Below are 12177 nucleotides of genomic sequence, written 5' to 3' on the forward strand. Positions count from 1 at the left end.
TAACGGCTGGCGCTCCCGCTCCCTAGGATGACCCCAACACCACACAGATGGGATGGGGCATTCGATGAGTCAGAAAAAAAACAACAATCAGCAGCGCCTTGCGTGGTTCGCTTTGGGACTGATCGGCGCCAGCGCCGTGGCCAACGGCACCGAAAACGGCGCGCCGACCACCGCGATCGGGGTCTATGATTTCGGCGCTGGCATGATGCCGCCCGCCACCCCCTTCGGGACTGTCGGGCTGCGCACGGCGTTCTATTCGGCCAACGTGCAAAAGGATCGCCACGGCCGCGCGCAGGACAACAACCTCTCCCTCGACGTGCTGTCCATCGCCGCCGCCTACCTGCACATGACCGATTACACCGTGCTTGGCGCCAAGTACGGCTATGGCGCGGTGGTGCCGTTCTTCAAGATCGACGCGTCGATGCGGGTGCAGACCCCGGGCGGTCCGCTGGACCTGGAGGCCGATCCATTTCGCCTGGCGGACATTCAAGTATTGCCGGTGATCCTGCAGTGGACGCTGTCGCCGAACCTGTTCGTCAACGCCCAGTTGCAGATCCAGGCGCCGACCGGTGATTACGACGAGGATCGGCTGATCTCGCCGGGTCTCAATCATTGGACCTTCTCGCCGATTCTCAACGCGACCTATCTCTCTGACACGGGCTTCGAGGTGTCTTCCAGTTTCGAAGTCGACGTCAACACGCGCAACCACGCGACCGACTACAAGAACGGCGTCGAGTACCGCCACGAATTTGCCGTGGGCCAGCATGTCGGCCCCTGGACGCTGGGTGTGGGCGGCTACTACTACCGCCAGTTCACCGACGACGATGCCCCGGGCCTGGAGGCGGGCAATCGGGCACGGGTGATGGCGGCAGGTCCTGCGGTGGGCTACTTCAAGCCGGGCATGCCGCCGGTCTGGCTGCATGTGTACAAGGAGTTCGATGCGCGAAACCGCGCCGAAGGCTACACCACCGCGTTGCGCATTTCCCACAGTTTCTAAGGGGCTCGCCATGAAGCAATCAAGTTCCGTTTCAACGGCTGCGCCGCGCCAGGCGGTTGGCCGGCGTGAAGGGTGGGTGCTGATGCTGGGCAGCAGCCTGACGATCATGGGTTCGGTGATGGTCACGCCCATTCTTCCCCGGTTGGGCGCCGAGTTCGGCCCCCTTGAGCCTCGCGCCGATCTGCTGGTGCCGTTGGCGATCACCGGGCCGGCGTTGGCGATTGCCCTTTGCGCGCCGCTTGCCGGCTGGTTGGCCGACCGGATCGGGCGCAAGGCACTGCTGGTGATCGCCACGTTGCTCTACGCCCTGCTCGGCGCGTTGCCCGCGCTGCTCGACAACCTGCACGGCATTGTCATCGCGCGGTTGCTGTTTGGCTGTGCCGAGGCGGCGGTGATGACCTGTTGCGCCACGTTGATTGCCGACTATTGGCACGGCGAGGAACGCTTGCGCTACGTCAACCGGCAGGTGGTGACGATCGGTCTGGTCGGGGCGCTGTTTTTTGTCGTCGGCGGGGCACTGGGGGAACACTCCTGGCGCTCGCCGTTTCTCCTGTATCTGCTGCCGTTGCTGTTGGTGCCCGCCATGCTGAAAATTCTCTGGGAACCGCCCGTGACGAGGCGGCAGGTCACTGAGCCGCAGGCTGACGATTCAGCGCCGACCAAGGTCGCGGTTCTGCAATTGCTGGTGGGCTACCTGATGATCGTGTGGGGCATGGTCCTGACGTTTGTGATGCCGATCCAGGCGCCGACGCTGCTGGTCGGCCTGGGCGTGACGTCCAGCACAATGATCGGACTGTCGGCGGGCTTGAGCCTGCTGGCAACCCTTGGCGGTTCCTTGAGCTGGCCGTTGTTGCGTCGGCGCTTCGGGATCGCCGGTTGCAATGCGCTGTTGTTGGCACTGATGGGGCTCGGTCTCTGCCTGTTGGTGCGAGCGCAAAGCTACAACGCCGTGCTGCTGGCGGTGTTCATCCAAGGCTTGGGAGCCGGGCTGCTGGTGCCCAACGTGATGGCGCCCGTCATGAATGCCCTGACCGCCCGCACCCGTGGGCGTGGCCTGGGTGGGTTCACCTCGTTCCTCTATATCGGCCAGTTCATCAGTCCGTTGGTGGTGGCGTTCGTCGGTGCCTATGCCGGTGATTTGCGTCAATCGATCCAATGGCTGGCCTTCGCCGGCCTTGCCGCTGCACTGCTGTGGGTGGCTGTCGGCTTGCGCGCACGGGGTAATGGCCAGGCGCGCATCGCCCAATCTCGTCAATCGTCCTGAAGCAAGGAAACTGAAACATGAGCCTGCAAGACATTCACTCATTGATGGACATAGAAGATGCGACCGGGCTGGCCGAGTGGGTCAGGCGCGGTGAGGTCCAGCCGGGCGAATTGCTGGAGACCGCCATCGAACGCCTGGAACGGGTTGAACCACAACTCAATGCAGTGGCGGAGCGGCTGTACGATTCGGCACGGGAGGCGGCGCGTTCGCCTGAGGCCGGGCAAGGGTTGTTCGCTGGCGTGCCAACGTTGATCAAGGATCTGTTTTCGCCGGTCCAGGGCGCGGCGATGACCAATGGTTCCCGTTCGCTGGGGGACTGTCGCGCGGATTTTGAATCGGAATTGGTCACGCGGTTGAGGCGGGCCGGCTTCCAGGTGATGGGCACCAGCACGTCGCCGGAGTTCGGCACCTCCTATTCCACCGAGTCCGTGCGTTTTGGCGCTACGCGCAACCCGTGGAATACCGAGCGCAGCGCCGGCGGTTCCAGCGGTGGTGCGGCCGCGCTGGTGGCGGCCAGGGTGGTGCCGTTCGCCCATGGCAACGATGGCGGCGGTTCGTTGCGGGTGCCAGCGTCGTGTTGTGGCGTGTTCGGGTTCAAGCCCAGCCGTGGACTGCTGCCGTCGGGCCCGATGATTGGCGAGGGTTGGGCCGGTATGGGCACGCCCCACGCCATCACCCTGTCGGTGCGCGACAGCGCCGCGCTGCTGGACGCTACCGCCGGGATCGACTTGGGCGCGCCCTATGCCGCGCCGGTCCAGGCGCTGGCGTATGTGACGGCCGTGCAGCGTGATCCGAAGCCGCTGCGCATCGCCCTGGTCGAGCACGTCAGCCCCTGGGCCACGTCGGCGCCAAGCTTGCAGGCAGTGGGCGAGGCCGCCCGCTTGTGTGAAAGCCTGGGGCACCGCGTCGAGCCGGTGAACCTGCCGGTGGCGTTGCCGGAATTTCTCGACCAGGTCTTCACCATCATTGGCGCCAGCACGCGGCATTACGTCGATGTGCTGGGCCAGATGCGTGGGGCTGCGGTGCAGGCGGAGGAACTGGAAGTGCGCACCCGGATCATCCTGCGGGACAAGGGCAACGTCAGTGGCGCGCAGTATGCCGGCGCCGTGGAATGGATCCATGCCTTGGGTCGCCGGTTCGCGATGTTCATGCAGGACTACGATGTAATCCTCAGCCCGGTCCTGACTCGGGAGCCAGTGCTAATTGGTGAGTTGGAGGTGCACGACGTTTGCATGAGCCTCGAACAGCTCATCGAGCGCGTCCACAGTTATTCGCCATTCACCGCGCTGTTCAATGCCAGCGGGCAACCGGCGATGTCCGTACCGCTGGCCTGGAGCGCCAACGGCCTGCCGGTGGGGGCGCATTTCGCTGGCCGGTTCGGCGAGGAAAGCACCTTGCTCGCCCTGGCCGCCCAACTGGAAAGGGCCCAGCCTTGGCGGGAGCGGGTACCTGCGGTCAATGCCCGCCGCAGCTAAAGCGCGCAGCTCACCTCCTGTGGGAGCGAGCTTGCTCGCGAAGGCGTCATTAGGTTCAGCATCGTTTTTGACTGACCGTCCGCTTTCGCGAGCAAGCCCGCTCCCACAAATCTGCTGCTGTGAGCCCACTAAAGAAGGTCAGTTCTTGAGCGGAATCAACACCGCTTCATCCTCGCCCATCACCATGAACACCAGCAGCTTGGCCGGTTGGGTGGCGCTGGCGTTCTTCGACACCAGGTGCTCGGAACCGGCGGCTTCGTACCAGAACTCGCCAGCCTTGTAGGTGATCGCGGGTTCGCCCTTGACCTGGGATGTGATAGCGCCTTCGAGCACGTAGGCCATTGCGGTGCCGTCGTGCTTGTGGGCGATGGACGACTGGCCCGGCGCATAATCGACGGTCAGCATCATGGCCTTTTTGCCGGGCAGGTTTTTCAGCAGCTTCGCTTGCAGCACCTGGACCTTCTCCGACGGCCCGGTTTCGTGGGCGTAGAGCGGGGCAATGGGAAGCAGGCTCAGGGCGGCGATCAGGTAGAGGGTTTTCATGGGGGGGACCTTTGTGGCGTGGAGTGAGTTCGCCTTCACCCTAAGCCCCAAGGTACCGGGGACAAACGTCCAATTTTTTGAAAGATGGGTAGACCACCGTGGCGAGGGAGCAAGCTCCCTCGCCACGCAAAAGAAGAGCTCACTCACATCACCGGAAAGCTGTTGAAGTCCACGCTTCGGGCCAGGCGGCTTTCGATCAAACTGATGAAGCCCTGTACTTCGGGGCAATTGAAATGGGCCTGCATGTCCGCTTCCGATCGCCAGCGGGCGCTGACGTTCCAGCGCTCATTGTCTTCAGGGCAGCGGTCGACCATGTAGGCGTCGCAGCCTGGCAAGGCTCGCAGGGTTTCGACGATTTGCTGCAACTGCCGGCCCAGCTCTTCCGAGCGCCCGGCGGCGGCCTGCACTTGAACGGTGTTGATCACTTGGCGAGACATTGTCCTGGCTCCTGAATCAAGTCGAACGGGATCTGATCACACCCAAGCAGGATAGGCCCGACGGGACAAGGCTAAAACAGCCAATGGGCGGATAAACGCCCAGTCCAATCGGTCAGGCAACCTGCTGCAGGATGTCTCGCAGACGGTCCAGGGCGATATCGATGTCGAGCAGTTCAATGGCGCCAAAACCCAGGATCAGGCCTGGACGCACCGGCGCCTCGTTAAAGAAGCCGTCGAGGCTGTAGAGCCCGACTTCGGCTTTCTTCGCCAATTCGATCACCAAAGGCAGGTCGAACGGTACCTTGCACAGCACGGCCATATGGAAACCCGCCGTGGTGGGCACGGCCTCGAACCAGGGTGACAGGTCATCGCCCATGCGCGCCAGGATTCGCTCGCGCCGGCCGGCATACAGCGCGTGGCAGCGGCGGATGTGCTTGAGCAGGCAGCCCTCGGCAATGAATTTCGCCAGCGCCCATTGGGGCAGGGTGGAGGTGTGCTGGTCGGTAAGGCGCTTGGCCAGGATCACCGCCTCGAGAATCGCCGGTGGGAGGATCGCGTAGCCGAGACGTAGTTCGGGCAGCAAGGTCTTGGAAAAGGTCCCGACGTACGCCACGATCCCGCGCTCGTCCATGCTCTGCAACGAGTCGGTGGGTCGGCCTTCATAGCGGAATTCACTGTCATAGTCGTCTTCGATAATGATCGCCCCGAGTTCATAGGCTCGCGCCAGCAGGGCCTCGCGCCGGGGCTGGCTCATGGGCATGCCCAAGGGGAATTGATGTGACGGCGTCACGTAGATCAGCCGTGTGCCGTCCGGAATCAAGTCGACGCACATGCCTTGCTCATCCACCGGCACTCCGGCCACCGTCGCGCCATGGGAACCGAACAGCAGGCGTGCCGGCGGATAGCCGGGGTCTTCCATGGCGACCAGGCTGCCGGGGCGGGTCAGTACCCGGGAAATCAGATCAAGGGCCTGTTGCGCCCCGTTGCACACCACCACGTCGTCGTCCTGGCAGTTGACCCCGCGGGAAAACGCGATGTGCCGGGCGATGGCGTTGCGCAGCGCCGGCAAGCCCTCGGGCTGGCTGTAGAAACCCTTGGCATTGGCGATCTGGCGCAGGGCATGGGCGGTGCAGCGACGCCAGTCATCCAGCGGAAACTGGCCCTTGCCGGTCGCGCCGCCGATGAAGTCATAGCGCAGCGCGCTCTCGGGTGGAGGATGGCGCAGCAAGTCCGGCATGTTGCGCCAGGTCTCGACCACATCGGCGCCGGCGAGCTCGCGATGGCTTTGCTTGCGCACGATGCTGGCCGGGCGCGCATTGACATAGGTGCCCTTGCCGATGACGCCGGTGAGGAGGTTTTCGTAGGTCAGTTGCGCGTAGGTGTCGGAAACGGTCTTGCGCGATATGCCCAACTGCTCGGCCAGCAGGCGACTGGGCGGCAGTTGCGTGCCGGCGGCCAGTCGACCGCTTTCGATGGCGCTGCGCAATTGTCGATACAACTGGCCCGTCAGGTCCTTGCGGCCGTTGATGACGACATGAAGTTCCATACCTGCGGGCTCCTGGGATGATCGATTGCGGCAAGGGCCGAGGCCGCAAGATTACCCGCAATGCGCCGGAGCAGAGAAGTTGCGTGGGCGTTTATCGACGGATTGGATCTGTCGCGGGTGGCCTCAAGGTTTTACCGTGGATTTATCAACCACTACGGAGCCCGCCATGAGCCCGCGTCTCGATTACTACAGCGCATCCCCGGGGGCGATGCGGGCGATGATCGGTCTGGAGGCGCTGACCAGTCGCCTGAGCATCGAGCCGGCATTGCTGAACCTGATCAGGATCCGCGCCTCGCAACTCAACGGCTGCGCCTTTTGTACCGACATGCACTCGGTGGACGCGCGCCGCCAGGGCGAGACGGAGCGGCGTCTGTTTGCGGTGGCGGTGTGGCGCGACAGTGGCTTTTTCAGCGAGCGCGAACGGGCCGCGCTGGCCTGGACTGAAGCCGTCACGCTGTTGGCTGAGAGCCAGGTGCCGGATGACGTCTATACGTTGGCCTGTGGCAGTTTTAGTGAAGAGGAACTGGTGGACCTGACTATGGCGATCAGCACTATCAATAGCTGGAATCGGTTGGCGGTGAGTTTTCGACAGAGTCCGGGGGGCTAGGTTGTTCTTGCGCGGCGGTCTGGGAGCCGACTTGATGATCGCATTTCCCCTGTGGGAGCGAGCAAGCTCGCTCCCACAAAAAGCTTTCTGAAGGCTAAAGCCACCGCGGCGTGGTAAAGAACGAAGCCATTTCCGAGCGAGCCAACGCCGCGCCGAAGTACGGCCCTTGCACCTGATCACACGCCACACTGCGCAATTGACTGAACTGCAGCGCATTCTCGATACCCTCGGCCGTTACCATCAGCCCGACGCTGCGGCTCAACCGAATCATCGCCAGCACACCCTCCTGATCATGCTCCAGGCCCAACTGTGCAAGGATATTGCGATCAAAGCGAATGCCATCGAACGGCTGGTCAAGGACTTCCCGTAGAGACGCAATATTGGTGCCGAACTTGTCGATATTGATCCGCACACCCAGGGCCTTGAGCGCATGCAACGTATTGGCAAGGGTCTTGTGATCGGTCAGCAGCACCCCTTCGGCCACTTCCAGCGTCAGGCGCTGGGCAGGCAGGCCGCTCGTTTCCAGGGCTTTGTGCACCTGGTTGAAGAGGAAACTGCTGCTGAACCAGCGCGGCGATACCGCGACGGACACGTTCAGGGCGTTGGGCCAGGTCGTTGCCTCTTCGCAGGCGTGGATCAACATCCAACTGCCAAGTTCTTCCAGTTGACCGGACGCTTCGGCGACCGGAATGAAATCGATGCCACCCAGCTCACCTCGCTCGGGATGGTGCCAGAAGGCCTGGGCTTCGAAGCCATGCAACTGTTCGGCATTCACGTCGAAACGCGGCAGGTAGCGCAATTCAAGCTGGTCTTGTTGCATTGCATCGCGCAATTGCTGCTCATAGCGTCGGCGGTCGCGGGCCACGTTGCCCATGGCTTCTTCGTAGACGCGCCAGGTATTGCGACCGGCGGCCTTGGCCGCGTACAAGGCGATGTCTGCCTGGCGCAACAGCTCTTCGGCACGCTGTTCAGCGGGGTGCGACCAGGCGACGCCGATACTCATGCCCAGGTACAGCGTATTGCCGTCCAGGTGCATCGGGCGCTGCATGCATTCGATCAGGCGCCCGCACAGTTGGTCGAGATCGCTCGCGCCACCCGGGTTGGGCATGACGATGACAAATTCATCGCCACCGAGGCGGGCCACCAGGTCAGTGCCGCGCACGTTCTGCTGGAGGATATGGGCAACTTCCTTCAGCACCTTGTCGCCCACGGCATGGCCGAGGGAGTCGTTGACCGGCTTGAATCTATCCATGTCCAGGTTCAGGACCGCCAGCGGCGTTCCGTGCGCTTGGTCCAGGTGCTCGCTGAGGCAATCGAACAAGCGGTTGCGGTTGGCCAGGCCGGTGAGGGGGTCGTGCAGGGAGAGGTGCTTGATCTGCGCCAGCGCCCGCAGCTCTTCGGTGATATCGGTGGCGGTGCCGCGAAAGCCCTGCGCGCCGGCCTCGATGGCTCGTACTGAAAGCTTGCAGGTGCGTATGCGTTGGTTGCGGGCGGTGTATTCGCACAGGAGCGGCGTAGCGCATGCATTGTTGGCGCCGCCGAGCAGCCAATGGGCAATCGAGATCGAGCCGTTGTGAGGGTGCAACAGCCTGTGCAGCGGTTTGCCCAGCCACTCGGAGGGGCTGAACCCGGTGACCTGTTCGAAGCGCTCGGACAAATAGGTCAATGTTCCGTTCGAGTCGACTTCCCACAGCCAGTCGGACGATACCTCGGCAATGTCCCGGAAACGTTCTTCGCTGCGTTCCAGCGCTTTGCGATGGGCCAGGAGACTGACGTACTGGCGCTCCTGGGCGCGGAGCATGATCAGCGCATGGCGCAACACCGCCAGGGCCATGATCGCGAGGACCAACAACGCCAATCCGAGCAAGGGCAGCAGGACCTTGCGCAAATCCTTGCCGGGGGTAGCAGGGTGCCAGGCCAAGGCTTCGCGTGTCAGGCTGTCGAGCAATACCTGGGCGGTGTCTTTCGGGCCGGGCGTGTGGGCGATATGCGCACCGGGCAGGGCGAAGTCCCGGGACAGGTTCTGCAGCGCACCGGCGTCGAGGACTTTGACAAACAGCATCAGGCTGGACGGGCCGGGAATCTCGCGCACGCTATTGTCGGTGCCGGTGGTAATCGCCGAGACGGCGACGAAGGCCGGCGCGTCCTCGTGATGCAGCAGTTCGACGATCACCTCGTCACGATTTTCCGCGGCCCTGGCCTTCTTGGCGATTGCCCGCAAGTCGCCGGTGAGCCAGGTGTCGGCGGCCACTTCGCTCATTTCGCCATTGATCACCGAGTAAACCGTCTTGCCAGCAGGGGAAATGACGAACACCGCCTGGTAGCCATAAAGCGAGAACACGCTGCTGCCGACGTTTTCCTGGTCATAGGCCCAGTCTTTATCGACTTCCAAGTGCAGGTGGCGGTAGGCGTCGCTCCATTTCGAGTAATCGCTCAGGTCGCGGCCGATGCCGGTACGCATGCCGTCGATGGCCCGCTGGGCAAAGAACAGGCTCTGTTCACGGGCCTGTTCGTCCTGGGTCTGGGTGATGTTGAGCAGCACCGCGATGGCCAGCGCAGACATGATGAACAGCAACAGCATGATGGCCGGAAAGGTGCGGCGGGTGAAACTTCGGGTTGGTCGCTCGCCGGAAGCCACCGTGGAGCCATTGCCAGCATCTTCAATCATAAAAACAAGCCATCAGCTAAACGCGAGATACCCCGCACTCACCTTGTATCGGCTGACTGTCTGATTAGCTTAATAAAAGTAGAAATTTGCTGACCAGTTGCACCATTTTTTTGCCGGCGATCACCCTCATGTGCTGGCTTTGCCGCGCCGGGCCCATTCCAAGGCAAAGTCCCGCTGTTGGAAATAATTGACCCCGGCGGCTGCAACCAACGCCACGCCCGCTGCCAATGCCGCCAGGGCCATGTCCTTTTGCGAATCCCACGGGTCTTGTTGTGCGCCGACGAATGCCTTGGCGGTATCGCCGCCCATGTAGGCGCCGCCGATCCATTCGATCAGCTCATAAATGGCCGAGGACGACAGGATCAGGTTCCAGGCCAGGAAGTAACCGGTGAATCCCCGGGCGGGGATGACCCGCAACAGCGCCTCGCGCACCGGGTAGGCCAGCAGCAGGCCATAGCTGAAGTGCACCAGCCGGTCGAACTGGTTGCGCTGGAAACCCAGGAGTTGGTCCAGCGCCGGGCCGCCGGTCAGGGCCTGCCACCATTCGTTGTAAGGGACTTTGGCGTAGGTGTAGTGGGCACCGACCTCGTGGATGCAGAGGAACACGAACACCAGCGAGGCGGACAGCCGGGAGAAGCTGAACCGGCGATGGACCGCCACCAGAACCACCAGCAGCGCGACGACCAGCAGGTTCTCCGCCAGCCAGTCGCTGCGTTTCATCGGGGCGATGGCCAGCCACGCCCACAGGGCGATGAAGCTTCCCAGCAAAATCAGCTCATAACGGCTCGCTCGGGTCTGCATGATCACTCTTTGTCCTTGCGATGGCCCGGCAGCAACGCGCCGAGCACCTGCTTGGCCGTCTCGACGACAATGCCACCCTCGTTCGGATCGCCATGGAGCAGGGTGGAGGCAAATTTCTTCGCCTGTTCCAACTTGATATGCGGCGGCAAGGGTGGCACGTCGGGGTCGGTGCGGAACTCGATCAGCACCGGGCGTTCGGCGGCGAAGGCCTGTTCCCAGGCGGCAGCCACGTCGCTTTCCTGATCGACGAGGATGCCCTTCAAGCCAATGGACTCGGCGAAGAGATGATACGGCACGTCGGGAATGTCTTGGGACGCCTCGAATTTCGGGTCGCCTTCCATGACCCGCTGTTCCCAGGTCACCTGGTTCAGGTCCTGGTTGTTGAATACCGCGCAGATCCAGGTGGTGTTGGTCCAGGTGCGCCAATACTTGGCGACGGTGATCAGCTCGGCCATGTTGTTCATTTGCATCGCGCCATCGCCCACCAGCGCGATGACCGGACGATCCGGGTGGCAGAACTTGGCGGCGATGGCGTAGGGCACGGCGGCGCCCATGGAGGCGAGTCCGCCGGAAAGCGAGCACATCATGCCGCGACGGATCTGGACGTCCCGCGCATACCAGTTGGCGCACGAACCGGAGTCGCTGGTGATGATGGCGCGGTCCGGCAGTCGGGGGGACAGCTCGTAGGTGACGCGTTGCGGATTGATCGGCTTGGCCGACACCAGGGCGCGTTTTTCCAGGGTCTTGTCCCAGTCCGCCCGCCAGCCTTCGATTTTCTTGCGCCAGGCGCGGTCGGTCTTTTCTTCGATCAACGGCAGCAAGGCCCGCAGGGTGTCGGCGCTGTCGCCTTGCAGATTGACCTCCATGGGGTAGCGCAGGCTGAGCATGTCGGGCTGTAGGTCGATCTGCACACCACGCGCCTGGCCCTCGCCGGGCAGGAATTCGGCATAGGGGAAACCTGAGCCGATCATCATCAAGGTGTCGCAACCGGCCATGAGATTGTCGCTGGGCTCGGTGCCCAGCAGGCCGATGGAGCCGGTGACCCATGGCAATTCGTCAGGCACCACGGCTTTGCCGAGCAGGGCCTTGGCGACGCCGGCACCGAGTTTGTCGGCGATGGCAATCACTTCGTCCGTTGCGTGCAGGGCGCCGGCACCCACCAGAATGGCGACTTTCTTGCCGGCATTGAGCACGTCGGCGGCCCGGCGCAGGTCTTCCTCGTAGGGCACGACCTTGGGTTTGCGGTAGCCGACCCCGGAATGCAGCGTGCCGTGCTTGTGGGGCGGCGGCGTGTATTCCAGGTCCTGGAGATCGTTGGGCAGGATCAGCGCAGTGACTCGGCGCTCGCCCACCGCCGTGCGTACCGCGCGGTCGAGCAGGTGGCGGACCTGGGCTGGGGCGCTGGCTTGCTGGACGAACGCGCCGGCAACGTCCTTGAACAGGCTCACCAGGTCCAATTCCTGCTGGTAATGCCCACCCAACGCGTTGCGCGCCTGCTGGCCGCTGATTGCGAGGACGGGCATGTGGTCCATGCGTGCGTCATACAGGCCGGTGATCAGGTGCGACGCCCCAGGGCCAGACGTCGCGATACACACTCCCAGCTCGCCGGTGAACTTGGCATGGGCGCAGGCCATGAACGCGGCCATTTCTTCGTGACGGGCCTGGATGAACCGGATCTTGCCCTTGGCCCGATTCAAGGCCCCGAATACACCGTTGATGCCGTCGCCCGGATAGCCGTAGATGCGACGTACGCCCCATTCATAAAGGCGCTCAACCAGAAAATCACCGACGGTCATGCTCATGTCTGTTCCTCGTCCTGATGGGCTGTCTTGATGCGCT

General features: G+C 63.1%; 10 protein-coding genes. 4 read left to right on the forward strand and 6 right to left on the reverse strand.

All coding sequences use genetic code 11. The annotated features are described in order from the left end of the window. Positions 1-64: 64 nt before the first annotated feature. Genes Q7C33_RS09475 through Q7C33_RS09485 form a run of 3 tightly spaced genes read left to right on the forward strand, consistent with a single transcriptional unit; the run spans position 65 to position 3736 of the window. On the forward strand, positions 65-997 hold the full coding sequence (locus Q7C33_RS09475; protein WP_407683280.1) for a SphA family protein: 933 nt from the start codon (positions 65-67) through the stop codon (positions 995-997). Between the two features lie 10 nt (positions 998-1007). Beyond that, positions 1008-2261, forward strand: a complete 1254-nt coding sequence (locus tag Q7C33_RS09480; protein WP_323155974.1) for an MFS transporter — start codon at positions 1008-1010, stop codon at positions 2259-2261. A 17-nt stretch (positions 2262-2278) separates the two neighbouring features. Next, on the forward strand, positions 2279-3736 hold the full coding sequence (locus tag Q7C33_RS09485) for an amidase (protein WP_407683281.1): 1458 nt from the start codon (positions 2279-2281) through the stop codon (positions 3734-3736). A 138-nt stretch (positions 3737-3874) separates the two neighbouring features. Here Q7C33_RS09485 and Q7C33_RS09490 read toward each other — a convergent pair whose 3' ends face one another. The 3 genes from Q7C33_RS09490 to pdxR form a co-directional block, all read right to left on the reverse strand. Then, positions 3875-4279, reverse strand: a complete 405-nt coding sequence (locus Q7C33_RS09490) for a cupin domain-containing protein (protein WP_407683282.1) — start codon at positions 4277-4279, stop codon at positions 3875-3877. A 143-nt stretch (positions 4280-4422) separates the two neighbouring features. Then, positions 4423-4716 (reverse strand): putative quinol monooxygenase, encoded by a 294-nt coding sequence (locus tag Q7C33_RS09495; protein ID WP_407683283.1) that lies wholly within the window; start codon positions 4714-4716, stop codon positions 4423-4425. 112 nt (positions 4717-4828) lie between these two features. Then, positions 4829-6262, reverse strand: a complete 1434-nt coding sequence (pdxR, locus tag Q7C33_RS09500) for a MocR-like pyridoxine biosynthesis transcription factor PdxR (RefSeq protein WP_407683284.1) — start codon at positions 6260-6262, stop codon at positions 4829-4831. A 166-nt stretch (positions 6263-6428) separates the two neighbouring features. Between pdxR and Q7C33_RS09505 the strand changes: the two genes are divergently transcribed. After that, a complete protein-coding gene (locus Q7C33_RS09505; RefSeq protein WP_198796426.1) occupies positions 6429-6869 on the forward strand; it encodes a carboxymuconolactone decarboxylase family protein in 441 nt (146 codons plus the stop codon). Between the two features lie 94 nt (positions 6870-6963). Here Q7C33_RS09505 and Q7C33_RS09510 read toward each other — a convergent pair whose 3' ends face one another. From Q7C33_RS09510 to Q7C33_RS09520, 3 genes are all read right to left on the reverse strand, one after another. Continuing rightward, complete coding sequence (locus Q7C33_RS09510; RefSeq protein WP_407683285.1) at positions 6964-9537, reverse strand: bifunctional diguanylate cyclase/phosphodiesterase; 2574 nt, start codon at positions 9535-9537, stop codon at positions 6964-6966. A 126-nt stretch (positions 9538-9663) separates the two neighbouring features. Beyond that, positions 9664-10338 (reverse strand): DUF2238 domain-containing protein, encoded by a 675-nt coding sequence (locus Q7C33_RS09515; RefSeq protein ID WP_030140704.1) that lies wholly within the window; start codon positions 10336-10338, stop codon positions 9664-9666. Between the two features lie 2 nt (positions 10339-10340). Next, complete coding sequence (locus Q7C33_RS09520) at positions 10341-12140, reverse strand: thiamine pyrophosphate-requiring protein (protein WP_407683286.1); 1800 nt, start codon at positions 12138-12140, stop codon at positions 10341-10343. Between the last annotated feature and the right edge of the window lie 37 nt (positions 12141-12177).

Source organism: Pseudomonas sp. BP11-1-1, from assembly GCF_052112105.1.
Classification (GTDB): Bacteria; Pseudomonadota; Gammaproteobacteria; order Pseudomonadales; family Pseudomonadaceae; genus Aquipseudomonas; species Aquipseudomonas alvandae.